Raw genomic sequence first — 21,641 nt, 5'->3', positions numbered from 1 at the left:
TTGGGAAATAATAACAATGATAAAGTTCCAAGAGGTCAGTAAAACCTACCCGGGGGGGCATCGAGCCTTAGAGAAAATCAGCTTTCATATCGAAAAAGGAGAGTTGGCTTTTCTCACCGGGCACAGTGGCGCTGGTAAGAGTACGCTGCTTAAGCTTATTAGCTTAATGGAGCGCCCTTCAGCTGGTAAAGTCGCCATTAATGGCGTAGACCTCGCTGCTATCAAAGCAAAGCAAATTCCATTTGTGCGCCGCGATATAGGTATTATTTTTCAAAATCATCGACTTCTTGAACGTTACTCCGTGTTTGATAATGTCGCGTTACCGCTGATTATTGAAGGGGCACATCGCAAGCAATTAGAAAAGCGTGTCTATGCTGCGCTGGATAAAGTGGGGCTCAGTGATAAAGCCCGCTGTAATCCAACAACTCTCTCTGGGGGTGAACAACAACGGGTGGGCATAGCCCGCGCAATCGTTAACTCCCCACCTTTGCTGCTCGCGGATGAGCCCACAGGTAACTTAGACCCAGAGTTATCGATGGAAATTCTGCAATTATTTGAAGACTTCAACCGCCATGGTACTTCTGTGCTTATCGCCACTCACGATCTTGGTTTAATAGCGCGGATGAAATATCGTAGCCTGACGCTTAAAGAAGGCCGTCTGCTCAGTGATCCACTGGCTCAGGAGGCGCTCTCATGAGTCTATTATTTAAAGGCCGGGAAACTGATTATCAGCGCAAAGGCCACTCGCCCGTTGCACGCATGTACTTCGGTATTATTAATACGATTCGTCAAGGGGTGCAGAGCTTAGGAGAGATGTGGCGTACACCAACTGCATCAATGATGACAATCCTTGTACTGGGACTAAGCTTAACCTTACCTTCTACTTTGTACTTGGTCGTTAAAAATGTACAGAAAGTCAGTAGTGGCTTTGATAATGCAGCGGAGATTTCCTTATTTGTTAAAGAGCAAATGTCGGAGCAACAAACGCAAAGTTTGGTAAAACGTTTGGCGCTCTATAAAGAAGTTGAAGAAGTGCGCTTTATTAGCAAGCGCCAAGCGCTAGAAGAGTTTAAACAGGTCTCTGGCTTTGCTAATGCGTTAGATTATTTGGATGACAACCCTTTGCCTGATGTGGTGCTGGTCACTCCGGGTGAACGCTACCGTAATGCAGATGCTGCTAATGCGCTACTAGATAAATTACAACAAGAGCGAGAGGTCGACTTTGGCAAGTTAGATATCGAGTGGCTGGAGCGTCTAAATGCAATTTTGAATCTTCTTAAGGAAAGCGTGATCACTATTGCCCTATTATTACTCACTTCTGTCATTCTTATTATTGGCAACACCATTCGCTTGTCTATTATTGATAAGCGCAGTGAAATTCAAGTAATGAAGTTAGTTGGTGCTACCAACGGCTTTATTCAAGCTCCATTCTTATGGACAGGCATCTGGTATGGCATTATTGGCGGCTTTGTGGCGCTAATTTGCAACCTGCTGATGATGTGGTGGTTAGAGTCGGCCGTTGTGCAAGTGACCGGAATATACCAGTCGAACTTCATTCTAGAAGGGCTCGATGCGAACGAATTCCTCATTCTTATTGGCTTAGCGGTGATCTTGGGCTTTAGTGGTTCGTACTTATCTGTGCGTCGATATATCAAGGAAATTGAACCGGATAAAGTTTAATGGGCTGGCACCGCTTGTAAGCACGGTTGTTTCATCAAGCGATGCTCATAGCTTTGCTTGTGGCAAGTGCGTAAGGCGGTGCTATAGTTCACTTCTAATTCAGGCCTTCTTTGCTAGGTTGAATTTAAAAGTTGTTGTTATTCTTTTGTCATCTTTGTGAGTTACAATTGAATCTCTCAACTTATTTTCCTTTTTTATCATTAAGTTAGAGCGCATTAAGAAGGTTTGTAGAACTTCTTGATATGCATAAGGTCAAAGGTTACAATGCGATTAGCACTCTCGGTTAAAGAGTGCTAAATTAAATGGACAGATTGATCACCCGAGGTGAAAAATGAGCACGAATTTAAATGCAATGGCATTAACGGTTGGCCAACAAAGCGCGAGCATCGAAGGATATTTGCAGGCTGTTAGCACCATCCCAATGCTCGAGGCCGAGGAAGAACGTCGGTTAGCGACTCGATTACAGCAAGAAGGCGATCTAGAGGCTGCAAAGCAGCTGATCATGTCGCATCTGCGTTTTGTCGCCCATATTGCCAAAAGTTACAGCGGTTATGGTTTGCCACAATCAGACCTAATCCAAGAGGGTAACATTGGCCTTATGAAAGCAGTTAAACGTTTCGATCCCAGTGTGGGAGTGCGTTTGGTGTCTTTTGCCGTACACTGGATCAAAGCTGAAATCCATGAATATGTGTTAAAGAACTGGCGTATCGTAAAAGTTGCGACCACTAAAGCGCAGCGTAAACTGTTCTTTAATCTACGCAAAAATAAAAAGCGCCTAGGTTGGTTCAACCAAGAAGAGGTGGCCACAGTGGCCAGCGAGCTAGGCGTTAGTGAAAAAGAAGTACGTGAGATGGAATCACGTATGAGCGGCCAAGATATGGGCTTCGATTTAAGTGCAGACGAAGATGATAGCAGTGTTGGGCAAAGCTATTCGCCAGTGCAATACTTAACTGACAACGCTTCGGATTTAGCCGAAAGTGTAGAGCAGGAGCAATGGCAAGAGCAATCTCATGCACGCTTATTCTCAGCACTGAAAACGCTGGACGATCGTTCGCAGGATATCGTTACATCGCGTTGGCTTGCAGATGAGAAAGCGACACTACAAGAGTTGGCACAAAAATATGAAGTGTCAGCAGAGCGTGTACGCCAGCTAGAAAAAACGGCGATGAAAAAGCTGCAAAATGCGATGGCATAAGTAGTTATACCGTGCTCAAAAAAGGCCAGCTTAGCTGGCCTTTTTCGATCTAAGTAATCTTTTATCAAAGCACTACTTATAGTGTGTTTTCACTTGCACCTATTAATGGTCGCGTTTGACTGCGATATTCGCTAAGGCAACAAGCGCCTCTTTCTCTGCGCTTTCAGGCAAAAAATCCAATGCCGAAATGGCTTTGTCGGCTTCTTGTTGAGCGCGCTGCATAGTGAAATCAAGCGCTTTGGTTTGTGTTAATGTCGCCAAGATATCACCGAGGTAATCTAAGCCATTTCCTTGCTCTATTGCTTCGCGTATTTGTTGTTTCTGCGCCGCTTCGCCATGTTGCATAGCATAAATTAATGGTAACGTCGGTTTACCCTCAGCTAAGTCATCACCAATATTTTTGCCCAGCGTGTGGGCGTCGGCGCTGTAATCCAACACATCATCAACGAGCTGGAAAGCCGTACCGAGGTGCATACCGTACAAGCGCATTGCCTCTTCAACGTTTGCGTCTTGCTCGGTGATCACTGCTGCTAATTGAGTGGCTGCTTCGAACAGTTTAGCGGTCTTCGAATAGATGACCTGCATATAGCTTTGTTCGGTGGTATCTGGGTCGTTACAGTTCATTAGCTGTAGAACTTCGCCCTCGGCGATAACATTGGTGGCATCGGCCAAGATATCCATGATCCGCATTTGCCCTAACCCGACCATGAGCTGAAAAGAGCGGGTGTAGATAAAATCCCCCACAAGCACGCTGGCTGCGTTACCAAATTCGGCATTAGCGGTAGGCTCGCCGCGACGTAAGTCAGATTCATCTACCACGTCATCATGTAATAAGGTCGCCGTATGGATAAACTCAACGATAGTCGCTAGGGTGACATGTTTATCGCCTTGGTAACCTAAGGCCCGGGCTGCGAGCAGCGCTAACATGGGACGTACGCGTTTGCCGCCACTATTTACTATGTATAAACCAAGCTGGTTAACCAGTGCGACGTCAGATTGCATCTGCGCATGTATTAACTGATTGACGCTGTTCATATCGTCAGCGATAAGCGTCTGGATAGCTTTTATATCCATTTAACTCCGTGCCCACTGTCGGTTGTTCAAGGAAATGCGCGATGAATTGTACATGAATTTTTGCCATTGCTCGACACTTTCCCAGCAAAGCATCATTTTTATAAGCTTTAGCAGTAAAAATAAGCCAAAGCTAAAAAAAGTGATTAAAAACTGCTTAATCTGCTTGGCAACGGGCTAAAAACAGATAGAATAAGGAAAATTTTTTTCATGTCCTCATCGACGCCATTTTTTCAAGTTTTTATTGAAAAAACAGCTTGTCAAGCCGGGCGTTTTAGCGTAGACTTCGCGCCCTATTGAAGAATATTTAGTTGCGTCGATTTGAGGGCGCACAGACGGAGTTAATTATGTACGCGGTTTTCCAAAGTGGTGGTAAACAGCACCGTGTGACTGAAGGTCAAACAATTCGTCTAGAGAAACTAGACGTAGAAACTGGTGCAGCGGTTGAATTTGACACAGTACTTTTAGTTGCTGATGGTGAGAAAATCGAGATCGGTACCCCGTTCGTAAACGGTGGTAAAGTAACAGCTGAGGTTGTTTCTCACGGTCGTGGCGAGAAAGTGAAGATTGTTAAGTTTAGACGTCGTAAGCACTCTCGCAAGCAGATGGGCCATCGTCAATGGTTCACTGAAGTTAAAATCACTGGCATTAGCGCTTAATTTAGAGGTACAGAAAGATGGCACATAAGAAGGCAGCTGGTAGTACTCGTAACGGTCGTGATTCAGAAAGTAAACGTCTAGGTGTTAAGCGCTTTGGCGGTGAATCAGTTCTTGCGGGTAACATCATCGTACGTCAACGTGGTACTCGTTTCCACGCGGGTTCAAACGTAGGCATGGGTAAAGACCACACACTATTTGCAACATCAAATGGTAAAGTTCAATTCGAACAAAAAGGTCCCCTAGGTCGCAAATACGTAAGCATCGTTGCTGAATAATCAGTAACCCAGCTTACAGAAAAACCCCGCTTTTGCGGGGTTTTTTGTTTTCAATACATATAAACTTGTATAATACAGGTATTCAATCGCAGATCCGCTAAGTGAAAAATCATGAAATTTGTTGATGAAGTCGAAATCCGTGCAGAAGCTGGCGACGGCGGCAGCGGCGTGGTGTCATTCCGACGCGAAAAATATGTCCCAGACGGCGGCCCTGATGGTGGCGACGGCGGTGATGGTGGCAGTGTCTACTTAGAAGCAGACGAAAACCTTAACACCTTAATTGATTACCAATTCGAGCGTTTTCATCGGGCCCAACGTGGTACCAATGGCCAAAGCCGAAATTGTACAGGTAAAAAAGGTGAAGACCTTACCTTAAAAGTGCCCGTCGGCACGCGAGTCACCGATGTTGATACGCAAGAGGGGTTAGGGGATTTAACCAAGCATGGACAGAAACTACTGGTAGCAAAAGGTGGGTTTCATGGCCTTGGTAACACGCGCTTTAAATCAAGTACCAACCGTGCACCACGTCAAAAGACCCTGGGAACACCTGGCGAAGTACGTAATCTCAAGCTTGAATTGATGTTGCTTGCTGATGTGGGATTGTTAGGTTTACCTAATGCCGGTAAGTCGACCTTTATTCGCAGCGTTTCTGCAGCCAAGCCGAAAGTGGCTGATTATCCATTTACGACCTTGATACCCAACCTCGGTGTAGTACGCCCGGCCTCTGGGCAGTCATTTGTTATTGCTGATATTCCAGGGCTTATCGAAGGGGCGTCTGATGGTGCCGGTTTAGGGATACGCTTTTTGAAACACTTAGAGCGTTGCCGAGTGTTATTACACATCATCGATGTGTTGCCTGTTGACGGCTCAGACCCTTTAGATAATGCGTTTGCCATTATTAATGAGCTACACCAATACAGCCCTAAGTTGGCTGACAAGCCGCGCTGGTTAGTCTTTAATAAAATTGATTTACTCGATGAAAGCGAAGTAGATGAGGTATGTAACCGCATCGCTAATGAGCTGGGTGTCGAGCATGATATTTATAAAATCTCAGCGGCGAGCGGCTTGAACACCCAAGTGTTATGCCAAGATATTATGCAACTTCTTGAGTCCATGCCGAAAGAAAAATTCGCGCAAGAGCAGGAACAAGAAGAAGTTGAGTTTAAGTGGGACACCTACCACCGTCATGCCACTAAAGACAGTGATGACGATGATTGGGACGATTGGGATGATGACGACTACGATGTTGAGATCATTTACGAACGTTAACAACTGTTATGAAGGGCGCACTTGCGCCCTTTTGTATATAGGATATCTGTAGTGAAAATATCGATGATTGCGGCCATGGCCAAAGACCGCATAATTGGCAAAGACAACGATATGCCATGGCATCTTCCAGCCGATTTAAAGCATTTTAAGCAAGTGACCTTAGGTAAGCCCGTTATTATGGGCCGTAAGACGCTAGAGTCTATTGGGCGAGCGCTTCCAGGACGACGTAATATTGTCATCACCCGCAACTCAGACTATGCTTTTGAAGGAGCCGAAGTGGTTACGTCGGTGCAACAAGCGCTAGCGCAAGTTGAGGATGTTGAAGAGGTAATGGTCATCGGTGGCGGGCATATCTATGAGCAGCTTTTACCCTTAGCCTCATCCTTATATCTGACCTTTATCGATTTGCAAGTAGAAGGCGACACTCGTTTCCCTGATTATGAGCAAGTTGGCCGGTGGCGCTGTGTAGAGCGGGTTAGCCATAGTAAAGATGCGACGAATCCACATAACTACGAGTTTGTTACACTTAATAAAGAAGTGTGAGTTGATTGATAAAATTAGTGCTTGTTGGTAAACTATTAGTCTACTTTGTAAGAAAAAAGTATTAAAGGGTGCTACAAATGAAATTAATGTCAACGCTTATCGCTACTGCCGTATTAGCTGGAAGTGCGCTGTATACCACTCCTGCAAGTGCGAATGATCGCCTAGCTATTAGTATCTGTGAGTATATTGCTGCAGATGATAAAAACCGTTTACGTAAGACGCTGCGCTCAGCACGCCTTAAGATTCGTGATATCAGCGATGCTGTAAAGTGTAATGGCAACAACCTAGTCCGTCACGCAGTTGCGAGCAACGCAGTTGACACCGGCGAGTACATCATTAAAAGCTTACCGAAAAGTTCACTAGAAGATGGCGCCGATTTAAATTGGGCAACAAGCAATCACGCAGGTTCACCGCTGATCGCAGCCATTAAGGACCGTGCCGGTCTTTAAGCACCGTCTACAAAAAAGAAACCATGGCCAAGTCCATGGTTTTTTTTTGCCTATAATTGGCGATAGCCATTCAGTTCTCTTCCTATACTGAGATAAAATAGCAGTTACGACAACGTTTCAGGAAATCAATATGGCAGTTCATGTAATCAATCATCCTCTTGTTCAACATAAACTAGGTTTAATGCGCGAACACGGCATTAGTACCAAAAGTTTTCGTGAGTTAGCATCGGAAGTGGGTACATTACTCACGTATGAGGCCACTCAAAACTTAGAGTTAGAAGATAAAACCATTGATGGATGGCAAGGGAGTGAATTGTCAGTGCAAAGCATCAAAGGTAAAAAAATTACCGTAGTGCCTATTTTACGCGCTGGTTTGGGGATGCTAGAGGGGGTGATGCACCTGATCCCTGCAGCGAAAGTAAGTGTTGTTGGCCTTGAGCGCAATGAAGAAACTTTAGAGCCGGTGCCTTACTTTGAAAAGCTGGTCGGCAATATTGACGAGCGCCTGAGCCTAGTTATCGATCCAATGTTGGCCACCGGTGGTTCAATGATTGCGACCTTAGATATGTTGAAAAAAGCAGGCTGTACACAAATTAAAGTGATCGTGCTAGTCGCTGCCCCAGAGGGGATAGAAAAGACACTCGCGGCACACCCAGATATTGATATTTATACTGCATCAGTTGATAACCATCTCAATGAAAAAGGATACATTGTGCCAGGGCTTGGAGACGCCGGAGACAAGATTTTTGGTACCGTTTAATGACGCCTTTATTTGCACCTAAAACCATCCTCACCGGCGCGCAAATGTTGTTTGTCGCCTTTGGCGCCTTGGTTCTAGTTCCTTTATTAACAGGCCTTGATGCGAACGTCGCATTGTTTAGTGCCGGGGCTGGCACATTGGCATTTCAGCTTATTACTCGCGGGCAAGTTCCGGTATTTCTGGCTTCGTCCTTTGCTTTTATCGCACCTATCATTGCCTGTAACCAATTGTATGGCAGTGCCGCTACCATGGGCGCGTTAATGGCTGCAGGTGTCGCCTACATGCTACTGAGCGTACTTGTTCGCTTGAAAGGCACAGACATGCTGCACCGCGTGCTACCACCGGTGGTTGTCGGCCCGGTGATCATGGTCATAGGTTTAGCGCTGGCACCTGTGGCTGTGAATATGGCCATGGGCAAAAGTGGTGATGGCAGCGCCCAATTAGTAGCCTATGATCATGCAATGTGGATATCCATGGCGGCTCTGGTGGCAACGCTGGTTTTTGCTGTGTTTGGCAAAGGAGTGTGGCGTTTAGTGCCTATTTTAGCTGGGGTTGTTGTTGGCTATGCCTTGTCATTGGCCTTTGGCGTAGTCGATTTTGCGGTGATCAACAATGCCCAATGGCTCGCTGTGCCCGCATTCAGCGCGCCAGAATTTAAGTGGCAGGCTGTGGCGTTTATGATCCCCGTGGCCATTGCGCCTGCTATTGAACATATTGGCGATATGATGGCTATTAGTCAGGTTACCGGTAAAGATTACCTAAAAAAACCGGGCTTACACCGCACACTGATGGGAGATGGCGTCGCGACGAGCCTAGCTACCAGTATTGGCGGACCGCCCAATACTACTTATTCAGAGGTCACAGGTGCAGTGATGCTGACCAAGAACTTCAATCCCAAGGTTATGACGTGGACCGCAGTTATCGCGATTTTGCTGGCGTTTATAGGCAAAATGGGGGCGGGTTTGCAAACTATTCCGGTCCCAGTAATGGGGGGCATTATGATTTTGTTGTTTGGCTCCATCGCTGTGGTTGGATTAAAAACGTTATTAAAGGCTGATTTAGATGTGAGTGAACCACGCAACTTAGTGATTATTGCACTTATTTTGGTGTTGGGTATTGGCGGTATGCAAATAGGTGGTAATGAATTTGCCCTGCAAGGCGTTAGCTTGTGCGCCATATTTGGCATCGTGCTCAATCTTGTTTTACCCAGTAAAAAGCAATCGCCAGTGCAAGGCTAGAGCATTTATTCTGAAAATGCGATAGAATTTGCCGCCACACGTTATCGTTTGGTGGCGGCACACTAAGCACAGTGTTCAACTTCAGCCACCACAAACTAGGGGCAACTTATGTCAGATAAGCTTTATATTACCGCACAGCAACTATTGGAAGATTCGTTTCGTGTCGCTGCGCAAGTCTATAAGGACGGCTTCCGTCCAGATTTTATTATTGGTATTTGGCGCGGTGGTGCTCCTATTGGGATTGCTGTACAAGAGTTTTATGATTATAAAGGGATAGAGACCGATCATATCGCCGTTCGTACCTCTTCTTACTATGGTATTGGTAAGCAATCGAAAGAGATCAAAGTACACGGTTTGCATTACATCATTGAAAATGCCAATGCGGGTGATTCACTCCTTATTGTGGATGATGTTTTCGACTCAGGACGCAGTATTTTTGCATTAAAAGAAAAGTTAGCAGAATTGATGCGTTTGAACCTGCCTAAAGATATTCGCGTAGCTTGCCCATACTATAAGCCGAAAAATACCAAAGTCCCTATGAAGCCTGACTATTACATCCATGAATCGGATGAGTGGCTGGTATTCCCTCATGAACTTTCAGGGTTAACCCCCGAGGAATTGATTGAAGGTAAATCGGATTTAGCCAACATTAAAGACTTATTAGTCGATTAAAAAAAGCAGCGTAAGCTGCTTTTTTTATCCCATTTTTACAACCCAAGTGGGCAGGCTGGTGCTCTGATCTCACTTATGTGAAGCTTTCTACAAACTCCTCTAAAGCTGAAACATCAATTGTTTGTAAGCCTTCTTTACTGCGCACAATAAGCCCTTTATCAACCAGCTCGGTAACCACGCGTCGATAAGCCCGCTCCGTGGTAGCAAAGCGCTCAGCCTCGGCGCTCACAGTGGGATAGGCGCGTAACAAGGTCGGGTTGTTGTTTTGTGCCCGCATTAAGCAATCTTTGGCAATATTATAGCTTAGCGGCAGTAACAGTTTATCAAGGTTAACCTTTTGGTTTTCCTGAAACTTCGCGGCTATAGTTTGCGCTGTGTACAAGCTCAGTTGGGGGTTCTCTAACAATACTTGGCGCCAATGCTTGAGCTCGATAAGGTTATAACTTACATCGCTAAAGCAGGTTACGGTATAGATACAGGGCTGATTGTTAAGCGCTTCTATTTCCCCAATCAGGGTGTTGTTGCAATCAAGTTGACCTAAGAGCAAACGTCGCCCATTGCCGACATCGTAGCTAAAAGACACGGTACCGCTGCGCACCAGTACCAGCTTTTTAAGCGGTTGATCTTGGTGTAATAGCACTTCCTTTTTTTGCTGCTGGTAGCGATTGCCAGTGAAATGAAGTAGCTGCTCTACCAAGTCGGTAGAAAAATGATATTGAAACATAGTCAAAACTCGTTGGGACAATTGTCCTTTTTGTTACACCAATATGTCGCTACGATGAAAATGTAGCGTTTTTTATGCCAATTTACGCACAGAGACTGAGTCCGTCATAGGTTTAATCATTCCCGTGTTTACTTATTCGTTTTTACTCAGTGGTGTGAATTGGCTTTTTTATCTTATTCTCGCGATGTTGCCGACAATGGCTTATAACAAGCGAGGTTTATGCTAACTTAAAGCAGAGGAGAGAACAAATGACCTGGGAATATTTAGGCTATGTCGCTTCTGCTTTATTAGTCACGTCACTGGCGATGAGCGATGTCGTGAAACTGCGTTGGTTTAATCTCGCCGGCTGTATCGCGTTCACTGCCTATGGGGTCGCCATTGCGGCGTGGCCAGTGGCACTGACCAACGCCTTACTCTCTGTTGTTAACATCTATCACTTGCACAAATTAGCCCAGGCTAAACGTCAAAGCGCAGGCTGACGCTGGTAGCGACGCTGGCCTGCCAACCAAGTTTCTAACACCTTGGTTTGCCATACCTGTTGCACCGGGGCATGAATAATGTCGGTGTCGACAAGGATAAAATCTGCCCACTTGCCTTTTTCCAAACTGCCAACCTTAAACTCTTGGAAGGCGCTGTAGGCAGCGTCTAGTGTGAATGCTCGCAAAGCTTGCTCGCGCGTGAGCAATTCTTTAGGGCGCCAACCGTGCTCAGGTAAGCCTTGATGGTCTTGGCGTGTGATAGCGCTATAAAGACCATGGAAAGGGTTCGCAAGCTCCACGGGAAAGTCTGAACCCGCTGCCACACGAGAGCCTTGCTCTAGGAATGTACGCCACGCATAAGCGCCTGCTAGTTGTGAGTCGCTCAAGCGTTGCTCGGCCATATGCATGTCAGAGGTGGCATGAACCGGCTGCATAGAAGGAATAATCTTAAGTGCTTTAAAGCGCGGGATATCATCGGTATCAACAATTTGCGCATGCTCAATACGGTTACGTAGCAAAATACCACCTGTGCGTTTAAAGACATTCTCGTATGCGTTAAGCACTATTTGGTTCGCTCTGTCGCCTATAGCGTGGGTATGAGCGGAGAAACCATGCTTAAAGCATAAACTGAAAATATCCTCGAGCTGTTGTTGGTCCTCAAGCATCAGGCCTCGATGCCCCTTTCTGTCAGCATAGTCTTGCAGTAGGGCGGCGCCACGAGAGCCTAGCGCGCCATCTGCGTACACTTTCACACTGCGAATGGCCAACATGTCTTCATTATCATCGACTTTACCAGCTTTGAGCATGGTCTCGAGCTTAGCATCGGTGGCCCCAAGCATAGCGTAAATGCGCAGCGGAAGGTTGTTGTCTTTGGCGCGTTGTTTATACAGTTGCCACGTATCAAAATCGATGCCGGCATCATGGGCGCTGGTAATACCTAAGCTTAATAAATGTTGACCGGCTTTATCTAAGGCTGTGGCGAGAGCTTTCTCGCTGCGCTTGGGAATGTGTGCTGTGATCAACTGCTCTGCTTTATCTATAAACACGCCGCTCGGATTCCCTTGAGCAGTGCGTATTATCTCACCTCCGGCTGGGCTTGTTACCTCACTATCAAGACCTGCTAACTCCATGGCTTTGGAGTTGACCCAAATAGCATGACCATCTACGCGACTTAATACCACGGGTCTGTCGCTTACGAACTTGTCTAAATCTGCGGCACTGGCGAAGGTTTTTCCAGGCCAAAGTTCCTGGTTCCAGCCACGACCTATAATCCATGGCTGTTCAGACTGTGCGGCGAACGCTTGAAGACGCTTTCCCACCTCTGCAACCGAGGTTGCACCGCGTAAATCAAGCTGCATTAGGTTTTGCCCTAAGCCAATGATATGACCGTGTGCATCGATAAGGCCAGGAAGTAGCACCTTACCTTGGCCGTCGATGCGCTTTGCATCTGGGTAGCTTTTACTAAGTTGTGCTTTGCCGCGATTGATCACTCGGCCATCTTTAATCACTAAGGTTGCAAAGGTCTCAAGCTCGCCTTTTTGAGTGGGTGTATAGCCTTTTATGTTATGAATAACCGTGGTTTGTGCCAATACTGTGCAAGGTATAGAGCACATCATTAATAGTGCAACGAGTTTGTTTTTCATCATTTTTATCCTCTGTTAGCAGCTTTGTGAATGTAGCAAATTTATACGCAAGGGAACAGCCAGGAAGGGGAGGATAATTAAGCAGCAACAAAAAGGGCCGCTAAAGCGGCCCTTATCATCAGCACTTGGCTGTTTAAACCTTAAAGCGGTCTACAGACTGGCGCAGCTCTTCAGCGAGCTTGGCCACTTCAGTACTTGATTCTGAAGTTTGGTCGGCCCCTTGAGCTGTCTGCTCAGCGATAGAAACAATTTGTTCCAAGCGCTCACTTATTTCTTGCGACACTTGCTGTTGCTCCATCGCTGCCGATGAGATTTGCTCGCTCACATCGTGTGCGGTGGCAACAGCGTGAGTGATTGAGTCTAGTGCAGTGGTCGCATGCTCACTTTGCTCAACACAGGACTCGGCTTGTTGACGGCCTTTCGACATCGCTTCTACAGCAGCTTGAGCTCCGGTTTGTAGCGATTCAATCATGTTTTGAATCTCTTGCGTCGATTCTTGTGTCTTACTTGCCAACGAGCGTACTTCGTCAGCTACAACGGCAAAGCCTCGCCCTTGTTCGCCTGCTCGTGCGGCTTCGATTGCAGCATTCAATGCTAGGAGGTTAGTTTGCTCGGCAATGCCACGAATAACATCCAAGATACCGCCAATTGATGCGCTGTCTTGATGCAGCTGATTAATAACCTGTGAGGCGTTATCAACTTCAATAGCCAACTGTTCGATAGTCTCTTTGTTTTGGTTAGAGATCCCTTTAACACGGCTAGCTTCGCTGTCGGCATTCTTAATCTCGCTTAATGCTTGTTGAGCACTGTCGTTCACTGCCTGAGAAGTACTACTCATTTCGGTTGTGGCAGTCGCGGCTTGCTCTACCTGAGCGCGCTGCGATTGAATTGCGTGGCTTGACTCAGAGGTAATGGTCGACGTCTGCTCTGATGCCGCAGCAAGTTGCGTAGAACGCGAGATGATGCCTTGAATCAAAGCTCGCAAGCTGTCAATTAGGGTATTACAACTGCGTGCCAGCTCACCAAATTCATCTTGTGCACTGTCGTCTAAGCGTTGCGTCATATCTCCCGAGGCAACAATATTAAGCACGCTGTTTACTTCACTCAATGGTTTAGTAATACGGCTTACGGTGAAGTAAGCAACAATCACTGCGATGATGGTGGCTATGATCATGCCCAACCAAGTCCACAGGTTAGCGGCACTGACATCGGCACGTACACCTTCTTGTTGCTTGAAGGCAAGGTTATTTACTTGCTTCACTAAGGTGGTCAGGTTTTTGATCGCCTGCTCAGTGGTTACTTCTGAGTTTTCAAGATTAACCGTGGTTTTATCTAAGGTGTTAAGTAATTCCAACTTGTTTGCGGCAAGTGAACTTGAGCCTTTAACTGCATCGCTAATGGTACTCACATAGGTATTTAAATCACTGTACAGAGACGCATCTTTAGCGCTTACAGCTTCTTCAATCAGCCCCATTGATCGTTCAAGCTCGTCCATATAAAACAGTTGGTCGTTCTTAATAATTTCCAGCGTTTGCTTATTCTTAACAGACAGAATGTCGTTGCCTGTGGTGGCAATCGCGGTGAGGTTGTTTTCCAATTGCGTAACTGCCTGGTAAGCACGAGGTGAATCTTCTTCTAGACCGTCTAAGTCAGAAATATCAAGAACCACAGAAATGGCATCTTCTGCGTTTAAGTCGATATCATCAAACTGGCTGCGCAGTGTATTGCGAAGCGCCAGCGCTTTCGCTTTATTGCTAAACAGCTGAGTGACTTGATTCTCAAACTGGGTATAAGTTTTTTCTACGGTTTGCGCGAGCTGTTTTAATTCTGGCTCATTAGCAACCACATCCATAAGGTTCGCCATGGACTTATCAAAGCGCTTTTGCTCTTTATTGTAAGCTTGTTTTAGCTCGGCAAGAGACTTTTCATCTTCGCTATTGTAGGCGCCCAGTGCAGCTTTACTCATGAGCACAAATTCAACTTGTAGCTCAGAGCTTTTATCTAAAGCAGGTAAAGAAAGTTGGTTAACACTTTGCGTCGAGCTATCAATATTCGCAATGCGAACAAGAGAGTTGCCACCTATAACCAAAAGGAGAAGGGTGATAAAGATAAATCCACCCCAGATACGTTGACTCACAGTAAGCTTCATAGATGTTCCTAACTACATAAAATATCTTAACTTATCGGCAGTATTAAGGATAAATTAAGGTAACTATTGCTAAAATGTAACAACTTTTTGCGTTTTTATCAGCTTATTGCGATAAAAATTCGCATTGCTTTACAACTTTTTTCTTACTCTGCAAGTCCATCAGAGTCATGCCGCCACCCCAAACACATCCTGTGTCCAAAGCATGTACATTATCTCGCCCGGTTTTGCCTTCTAGTGCCGCCCAATGCCCAAATACAATGTCAAAATCATCATGCTGACGATGGCTGTGAGCAAACCAAGGTACAAGCTGATCATCACACCCTGGTTTACCTTTTTCTTTTAGGTTTAAAGCACCGCTGGGTTCCACAAAGCGCATGCGGGTGAAACTATTGATAGTATAGACAAACTTTTCCATTTCGCTGAGAGAATCGCACCATTTTACAGGTCTGTTTTGGTACATGTGCGCGAAATAATGGGCTGCGTCTTTTCCTTGATAACAGCGCTGCGCTTGTTGCGCTTGCTCAAGAGCTTGCGCAAGTGACCAATGTGGAGACAAACCAGCATGGCATACCAGAGTGTTTAGCGGTGCTAACCAAAGAGCCAAGGGTTGGTTACGTAAAAACGCGAGTAGGGAATCAAAATCATCGGCGGCAAATAAAGGGGCGAGTTTATCTTTTGGGTTGGGTTCTTTATTTAATGCTGCACAAGCCAGTAGGTGTAAATCGTGATTACCTAAGGTGACACTCACACTGCCTTGCAATTGCACAAGTCGGCGCAGACATGACAGCGAGTCGGGGCCGCGCGCAACGATATCACCCACACAATAGAGATGATCTTGGCTGGGGTTGAAATCAACACGCCGCAATAGTGCATCAAATTCATGATAACAGCCTTGCAGATCACCTATTGCGTATAACGCCATGAGCTTAGTGTAAAATGTTGGGGCAGTTTAGGCGGAAAACATCAATGGGCGCCTGGAACTCATTGCCAAACTCGCTGCGCATCACGTAGTAGCCTTGCATGGTGCCTACGGGTGTTTCCAACACAGCGCCACTGGTATAACTGTAACTTTCACCCGGGCCGATGGTTGGCTGCTCGCCAACCACGCCTTCACCTTCTACCTCGACTTCTTTGCCATTGGCGTCGGTGATAAGCCAATAACGACTGACGAGCTTAGCGCTACTCAGGCTGTGATTCTTTATCGTGATGTTATAAGCAAATACGTATTTGTCTTGCTCTGGCTCCGATTGACCCTCAACGTAGAAGGTCTCGACATTCACTTTAATCGCTGAATCTGTACTACTGCTTGTTGTCATATAACCAATTCGCAATCTCAATAAATTGTTGTAAACTCAGGCTTTCTGCTCGCAAACTTGGATCGATACCTAGGCCTTTTAGCTGCGATTCATCCAATAAATTGCTCAAGCTATTTCTCAGTGTTTTACGGCGCTGATTAAACGCTTCTAAACACACGGTATTAAGTAACTTAGTATCTTTAGCGCTGCGTTGTGCTTTGTCTTTCGGCACTAAGCGCACCACGGCCGAATCCACCTTAGGTGCCGGTTTAAAGCAATTAGGCGGCACTTCAATAACAGGAATGGCATGGCAGTAATATTGTGTCATTACGCTCAAACGGCCAAAGGCTTTGCTACCTGGACCTGCGACCATACGATTGACCACCTCTTTTTGCAGCATAAAGTGCATATGCTCCACCTCATCAACAAAGTTGAATAGGTGGAATAGCAGAGGTGTTGAAACATTGTAAGGCAGATTACCAAATATTTTTAATTTGGCGTCGTTGCGTAGCAGCGAGGAAAAATCGAATTTCATCGCATCGCCTTGATGTACCGTTAGCTTCGGTGCCATAAAAGGGTGGTGAATCAGGCGCTCGGCTAAGTCTTTATCAAGCTCAACCACGTTAAGGTGGTCGGTCAACTCGCACACCGGTTCGGTGATTGCGCCCAAACCTGGACCAATCTCGACTAGGTTATCGCCCGGACGCGGGTCGATAGCGGTGACTATTTTATCAATGACGGTTTCGTCATGAAGAAAGTTTTGCCCGAATCGCTTTCGAGCATAGTGGCCTAGGTGTAATTTATCTGTCATTGTCTCTTAGCTTTTTTGCTCGCCATTTTGATTGCTTCATTTAAAGCAACGCGAAAACTGCCAGCGTCTGCTTGGCCACTCGCAGCTAAGTCAAGGGCAGTGCCGTGATCGACTGAGGTGCGAATAAAAGGAAGGCCAAGGGTGATATTTACGGAATTTCCAAAACCCTTATATTTTAACACAGGCAACCCCTGATCGTGATACATCGCTAGTACTGCATCCGCCTCATTGAGGTATTTATCTTGGAAAAGGGTGTCTGCAGGAAGGGGGCCCACTAAGTTCATACCCTGTTGATTTAGCGCTTCCAAGGTCGGAGTGATCACTTCAATTTCTTCACGGCCAAGGTGCCCGCCTTCGCCAGCGTGTGGGTTTAAACCACAGACTAAAATGCGCGGTTTGGCAATTGCGAATTTAGTACGTAAATCGTGCTCAAGAATACCAATTACCTTTTTTAAGCGATCTTCTGTAATGGCTTTGGCTACATAGGCCAGCGGGATATGCGTGGTGACTAACGCAACTCGCAGTCCTTGTGTTGCTAACAGCATCACGACATCCGGAGTATTTGATTGTTGTGCAAAATATTCGGTGTGCCCGCTAAAAGAAATTCCCGCTTTATTAATGATACCTTTGTGAACTGGGCCTGTAACGATGGCATCGAACGTGCCATCCATGTTTTTCTCACAGGCGATACGCAGAGTATCAAGCACATATTCGCCATTTTTCTCATCAAGTTCACCAGCCACCACAGGCGTTGCTAAATCGACTTGATGGATATACAACTCACCCGCTTCGCTCGGCTGGGCAGGAGCTTGCTCATCAAAAGGCGTTAACCGTAGCGGCAGACCCAGGGCTTTGGCTCGTTGTTGCAATAGCTTAGCATCAGCAATAGCGACCAGTTGTGCGGGCCACTGCTGCTGTGCTAATTCAAGCAATAAGTCCGGGCCTATGCCAGCCGGCTCCCCCGGAGTAATGGCGATACGTAAGGTCATAACCATTAATCCTCTGCGAAGATCTCAATGTGCGCTTGCTCGCGAATCTCCTGCTGGAACGCAAAGCTCTCTTCTTTGAACTTACGATTATATAGCAGCTGCTGAGCACGGTTTTTCTTCGCTAAATCGGTTTTATCGGCGACGCGTTTATCTAACAGTTGCACGATGTGCCAGCCGAAAGTGGAACGGAACGGTTCACTGATCTCGCCTTTTTCTAGCGACATTAACGTATCGCGAAACGCAGGCACATAGGTAGTAGGGTCGGTCCAATCGTACTCACCACCTTTAAGTGCTGAGCCCGGGTCTTCAGAGTACTCTTTTGCTAATTCGGCAAAGTCAGCATCACCGGCACGCAAGTCTTTGACAAAGCCTTCAAGCATTGAGCGTGCTTTCTCTTCACTCAATATAATTGAGGGCTTGAGAAGAATGTGACGTGAGCGCATCTCGACAGTTTCGACGACTTGGCGGCCACGCACGTCTTGTACTTTAATGATGTGAAAGCCCGCGCCACTGCGCAGTGGGCCAACAATTGTGTCTTTTTTCTTACCTTTCACTGCCTCGGCAAATAATGAAGGCATTTCATTGGTGCTCATCCACCCTAGCTGTCCACCTTCGAGCGCCTTAGAGCCACTGGATGAGGCGATTGCGATACGCTTAAACTCTCGGCCTTCTTCAAGTAATTCAATTACTTTAGCTGCACGGTCTTGCGCACTGGCAATTTCCTCTGGCGTTGCAGAGCTGGGAATATCGATAAGAATGTGGCCAATATCGTATTCCTCACTGTTGCCGCCTTGCTGCTCCATAATTTGCAAAAGGTTTTCAATCTCTTGCAAGCTAATGTAGATACGACGATCAACGTTAGCGCGCAATACCTGCTGAGTGGTGATCTCTTTACGAATATCTTCACGGAATTGGGCGAAGCTTTCACCGGATGCTTCCACAGAGCGACGCATGTCGGCAATCGTACCGCCTTGGTCTTTTGCCATGGTTGCAAGAGTTTGATCAAGCTGGCCATCGGAGATTTCTAACCCCATACGGTCGGCCATTTGCATCAGTAAGGTTTGATTGACGAGTCGCTCAATAGCTTGCACACGTAAGGCACTGTCAGTGGGAAGATCTTGACCACTTTCTTTGGCTTGTGCTTTTACTCGGTTAACAATGGCGTCCACTTCACTTTCAAGGATCACCCCTTCGTTAACGATACCCACGACTTGGTCAATAAGTTGTTCTTGTGCTTGTACACCCTGAGATAACCCTAGGGCGAATAAAGTTGTTGCTAAAAAACGTCTGAATTTCATACTTTTTATTGCTTTAATTGGTAAGGAAATAGGGGCGACGGTAGCCAAAAATGCCTTCTCTAAGTAACTTTTGTGCATCATAACTGCTCTTGCCTCCAAGTCCTTTAAGGACAAATTTGATGCCGATCCCCGAGTCGAAGATGGCTTGCTCTTGGTTTATGCTTTGGTTTAAGTCCGTTTCTATTTGTCTGCGGCCAGTGATCTGCACTGCCCAACAACATGACTCATACTGTAAACCACTGAACACTTCGATGCTACGACCGGTTTCAATATCACGGTGGTAGCTGGCCACGAATTGCCAGTTATCGTCAATTGGGACACTGGTAAACATACCTATTTGCTCAATTGTATTCCCTGAGACATCGTTTGCATAGCGATGGTTCAACTGCACCAACTCATTATCGTCGCCCTTATAATCTAGGGTCACATGGGATTGGATTATTTGTTTGCCATCGGTGTCGTACTGAATGCCGCCAGAGAGATACCAACGACGGTGCCAGTGCCACATGGCTTCACCGGCGAATAACGCGTTGTAATTGTTTTCGCCGGCAAAGTCTTGCTCTGTGGGTTTAGCAGAATCAGAGAGATAAAATATTTGCCCGACACTGAGGTTAAATAATTCCTCATTTTGTTTATCAAAGATACGCGTTGTCGCCCCAAGGGTAATTTGGTTAGCCGCAGCGATGCGGTCTACACCGGAGAAACGACGATCGCGGAACAGGCCATAAAAGTCGTCTTGGAGTTTGGTGGTATCAAACAGGCCAATGTTATTTTGGTCTTTATTGGGGGTGTACAAATATTGAATTTGTGGTTCCAGGGTTTGAATACCATCTTCGACGAGTAAACTGGTGTCGCGCTCGAAGTTAAGTTGGCTGTATAGGCGAACTTTCGGTAGGGTTCTGTTTACCGTTTGCTCATACTGCGTCCCTTCAAGATTACCTTGCTGGTCATAATAAGTGTGCAGCACACTGAACTCGGAGAGAAATGACCACGCATAACGCTCTTCACTAAAACGCAGTTGCGGTTCTATGTGCACTCGTGTGGCTTCATCAATAGTTCGTGTGCTGTTACGGAAATGGCTCAACTCGCCGCTTACTGTGGCGTCAAACCAACCCAGTTTATAGGCATTTGTCTGAGTAAAACCGATGCGAGGCAAGGTTGTGTAGGACTCAAGATGGTCGCCGAGGACTTCATAATCTTGCAATTGTATATCGGTGCGCCAACGCTCACCCAAATGGGTAAGAATCCCCGTACGGGCTAAGTGGGTGTCGGTTTTATTGGCGTAATTAGAATTCAGGTCGGTGAGGTAGTTATCGTCACTCACATTAGTAATATCTACGCCTGCACGCCAGACATCACTAAAGTAGCTCTGCTGCTGCCAGTGGAATAAATAACGGTTTCCAAGCTCGCGCTCACTTTTATCTGAATCCAAGTATTCGAGCCCTAGCAAGCCTTGGCTGCTCGGGGTTAAATAGCGAAACTCAGACTGCAGCTGAATGCCTTTTTTGGACATATAGCGCGGCGTTAATGTGAGATCGTAATTAGGAGCCAAGTTGATGTAGTAAGGAGTGATAGTCTCCACGCCAAATCGGTTTGAGCTGGAAATCTGTGGCGCTAAAAACCCTGTTTTGCGTTTATCATCAATAGGAAAGGTAAAATAGGGCAGATACAACACCGGAGTATCATAAATTTTCAGCGTGGCACCGTAGGTCTCGCCCCAACCTTCTTTTTGCGAAAGAATGATTTTATCGGCGCTGATTGCCCAAGTTTCGCTATCGACTGGGCAGGTTGTGAAGCTGGCATTACTCAGCTCTAAGGCGTCCTCATTAACCTGCAATTGTTCAGCGCCACCACGGCCTTGCTGTTGAGTGAGCTGATAATCGGCACCAAGAAGGCTGATATTAGAGTCGTTTAAGCTTGCATTTAAGCCGCGACTGGTGATTTTAGAGACTCCGTCTCGGTAAGTTAGCGGCCCAGTCGCATTTAATAAGCCTTGTTGTTTGTCAATCAGTGCCGACTGCGCTTGCAAGCTCATGGTGCGCGTATTGATGTTGACGTTGCCGTCAAACTGAGCACTATCTTGGCCTATTAATTCAACATCGTCGGAAACAATTTCTACTAGACCCAAGGGTAAGTTAGGGGCTTGCCAAGGCGCAGGGCGTGAAGCAGCTAAGCAGTGCGCTACCTTAATATTTTGTGATAACTGTTTTTTATCGGTATCTGTGTGCTCTTGCGCCGAAGCGGTGTCGGCCGCAAGCTCTGCTGTGCGCGCAAAAACGGCGCCTGCGCTGGCACCATACAGGGCGAGAATAACCATGCCCCACAATTTATTCATCGACTTCCCTTAAACTTAATGTTGCTTGCCAAGTGCACTGGAAATAAGCATGACATAATAAAGCAATTTTTCCGTAATTACATCCGCTGACAAAGCGATGTCAGCGG

At 46.3% G+C, this 21,641-nt stretch carries 22 protein-coding genes; 12 read left to right on the top strand and 10 right to left on the bottom strand.

Translation table 11 applies throughout. The annotated features are described in order from the left end of the window. Positions 1–16 precede the first annotated feature (16 nt). From ftsE to rpoH, 3 genes are all read left to right on the top strand, one after another. Positions 17–697, top strand: a complete 681-nt coding sequence (gene ftsE, locus MHM95_RS08425) for a cell division ATP-binding protein FtsE (protein WP_022946369.1) — start codon at positions 17–19, stop codon at positions 695–697. Continuing rightward, entirely contained in the window at positions 694–1,680 is a 987-nt protein-coding gene (gene ftsX, locus MHM95_RS08420; RefSeq protein ID WP_022946368.1) for a permease-like cell division protein FtsX, read from the top strand. The genes ftsE and ftsX overlap by 4 nt, the downstream gene beginning before the upstream one ends. Before the next feature lie 331 nt (positions 1,681–2,011). Beyond that, on the top strand, positions 2,012–2,875 hold the full coding sequence (gene rpoH / locus MHM95_RS08415; RefSeq protein ID WP_022946367.1) for an RNA polymerase sigma factor RpoH: 864 nt from the start codon (positions 2,012–2,014) through the stop codon (positions 2,873–2,875). A gap of 102 nt (positions 2,876–2,977) precedes the next feature. On the opposite strand, the gene ispB is transcribed toward rpoH, so the two are convergent. Beyond that, on the bottom strand, positions 2,978–3,949 hold the full coding sequence (gene ispB / locus MHM95_RS08410; RefSeq protein WP_045979626.1) for an octaprenyl diphosphate synthase: 972 nt from the start codon (positions 3,947–3,949) through the stop codon (positions 2,978–2,980). Positions 3,950–4,293: 344 nt separating this feature from the next. On the opposite strand from ispB, the gene rplU reads away from it, so the two are divergent. From rplU to MHM95_RS08370, 8 genes are all read left to right on the top strand, one after another. After that, entirely contained in the window at positions 4,294–4,605 is a 312-nt protein-coding gene (gene rplU / locus MHM95_RS08405; RefSeq protein WP_022946364.1) for a 50S ribosomal protein L21, read from the top strand. Positions 4,606–4,622: 17 nt separating this feature from the next. Next, positions 4,623–4,880 (top strand): 50S ribosomal protein L27, encoded by a 258-nt coding sequence (gene rpmA / locus MHM95_RS08400; protein WP_022946363.1) that lies wholly within the window; start codon positions 4,623–4,625, stop codon positions 4,878–4,880. Positions 4,881–4,991: 111 nt separating this feature from the next. Further along, a complete protein-coding gene (gene cgtA, locus MHM95_RS08395; RefSeq protein WP_239385029.1) occupies positions 4,992–6,149 on the top strand; it encodes an Obg family GTPase CgtA in 1,158 nt (385 codons plus the stop codon). 51 nt (positions 6,150–6,200) lie between these two features. After that, positions 6,201–6,692, top strand: a complete 492-nt coding sequence (gene folA, locus MHM95_RS08390; protein WP_239385028.1) for a type 3 dihydrofolate reductase — start codon at positions 6,201–6,203, stop codon at positions 6,690–6,692. A gap of 77 nt (positions 6,693–6,769) precedes the next feature. Further along, positions 6,770–7,141 (top strand): DUF3718 domain-containing protein, encoded by a 372-nt coding sequence (locus MHM95_RS08385; RefSeq protein WP_022946360.1) that lies wholly within the window; start codon positions 6,770–6,772, stop codon positions 7,139–7,141. A gap of 130 nt (positions 7,142–7,271) precedes the next feature. Beyond that, entirely contained in the window at positions 7,272–7,901 is a 630-nt protein-coding gene (gene upp / locus MHM95_RS08380) for a uracil phosphoribosyltransferase (RefSeq protein WP_022946359.1), read from the top strand. After that, the gene (locus MHM95_RS08375; RefSeq protein WP_239385027.1) at positions 7,901–9,139 is read left to right on the top strand and encodes a uracil-xanthine permease family protein; all 1,239 of its coding nucleotides are present in this window, start codon (positions 7,901–7,903) and stop codon (positions 9,137–9,139) included. Before upp ends, MHM95_RS08375 begins: the two co-directional genes overlap by 1 nt. A gap of 108 nt (positions 9,140–9,247) precedes the next feature. Beyond that, a complete protein-coding gene (locus MHM95_RS08370; RefSeq protein WP_022946357.1) occupies positions 9,248–9,811 on the top strand; it encodes a phosphoribosyltransferase family protein in 564 nt (187 codons plus the stop codon). 73 nt (positions 9,812–9,884) lie between these two features. On the opposite strand, the gene MHM95_RS08365 is transcribed toward MHM95_RS08370, so the two are convergent. Further along, complete coding sequence (locus tag MHM95_RS08365) at positions 9,885–10,535, bottom strand: Crp/Fnr family transcriptional regulator (RefSeq protein WP_022946356.1); 651 nt, start codon at positions 10,533–10,535, stop codon at positions 9,885–9,887. Between the two features lie 248 nt (positions 10,536–10,783). Here MHM95_RS08365 and MHM95_RS08360 point away from each other — a divergent pair, with 248 nt between their 5' ends. Beyond that, entirely contained in the window at positions 10,784–11,014 is a 231-nt protein-coding gene (locus MHM95_RS08360; RefSeq protein WP_045979623.1) for a YgjV family protein, read from the top strand. Here MHM95_RS08360 and MHM95_RS08355 read toward each other — a convergent pair. The 8 genes from MHM95_RS08355 to lptD all read right to left on the bottom strand — a co-directional run bounded on the left by MHM95_RS08355 (position 10,999) and on the right by lptD (position 21,534). After that, the gene (locus MHM95_RS08355; RefSeq protein WP_239385026.1) at positions 10,999–12,660 is read right to left on the bottom strand and encodes an amidohydrolase; all 1,662 of its coding nucleotides are present in this window, start codon (positions 12,658–12,660) and stop codon (positions 10,999–11,001) included. The two genes, MHM95_RS08360 and MHM95_RS08355, sit on opposite strands and share 16 nt — an antisense overlap. A 130-nt stretch (positions 12,661–12,790) precedes the next feature. Then, positions 12,791–14,806: a methyl-accepting chemotaxis protein gene (locus MHM95_RS08350; RefSeq protein ID WP_239385025.1), complete on the bottom strand. Its 2,016-nt coding sequence runs from the start codon at positions 14,804–14,806 to the stop codon at positions 12,791–12,793. Between the two features lie 103 nt (positions 14,807–14,909). Next, complete coding sequence (locus MHM95_RS08345) at positions 14,910–15,728, bottom strand: symmetrical bis(5'-nucleosyl)-tetraphosphatase (protein ID WP_239385024.1); 819 nt, start codon at positions 15,726–15,728, stop codon at positions 14,910–14,912. A 4-nt stretch (positions 15,729–15,732) separates the two neighbouring features. Then, positions 15,733–16,122: a Co2+/Mg2+ efflux protein ApaG gene (apaG, locus tag MHM95_RS08340; protein ID WP_022946351.1), complete on the bottom strand. Its 390-nt coding sequence runs from the start codon at positions 16,120–16,122 to the stop codon at positions 15,733–15,735. Then, a complete protein-coding gene (gene rsmA / locus MHM95_RS08335; RefSeq protein ID WP_022946350.1) occupies positions 16,106–16,912 on the bottom strand; it encodes a 16S rRNA (adenine(1518)-N(6)/adenine(1519)-N(6))-dimethyltransferase RsmA in 807 nt (268 codons plus the stop codon). Before rsmA ends, apaG begins: the two co-directional genes overlap by 17 nt. Continuing rightward, complete coding sequence (gene pdxA, locus MHM95_RS08330) at positions 16,909–17,901, bottom strand: 4-hydroxythreonine-4-phosphate dehydrogenase PdxA (RefSeq protein ID WP_130148555.1); 993 nt, start codon at positions 17,899–17,901, stop codon at positions 16,909–16,911. The genes rsmA and pdxA overlap by 4 nt, the downstream gene beginning before the upstream one ends. Positions 17,902–17,906: 5 nt before the next feature. Further along, on the bottom strand, positions 17,907–19,199 hold the full coding sequence (gene surA / locus MHM95_RS08325) for a peptidylprolyl isomerase SurA (protein ID WP_022946348.1): 1,293 nt from the start codon (positions 19,197–19,199) through the stop codon (positions 17,907–17,909). Positions 19,200–19,212: 13 nt separating this feature from the next. Continuing rightward, complete coding sequence (lptD, locus tag MHM95_RS08320) at positions 19,213–21,534, bottom strand: LPS assembly protein LptD (protein WP_239385023.1); 2,322 nt, start codon at positions 21,532–21,534, stop codon at positions 19,213–19,215. Positions 21,535–21,641 lie beyond the last annotated feature (107 nt).

This window comes from Pseudoalteromonas sp. CnMc7-15, from assembly GCF_022347925.1.
GTDB classification, from domain to species: Bacteria; Pseudomonadota; Gammaproteobacteria; order Enterobacterales; family Alteromonadaceae; genus Pseudoalteromonas; species Pseudoalteromonas ruthenica.
The sequence above is the reverse complement of the archived record's forward strand: the minus strand, read 5'-3'. Positions and strand labels throughout refer to the sequence as shown.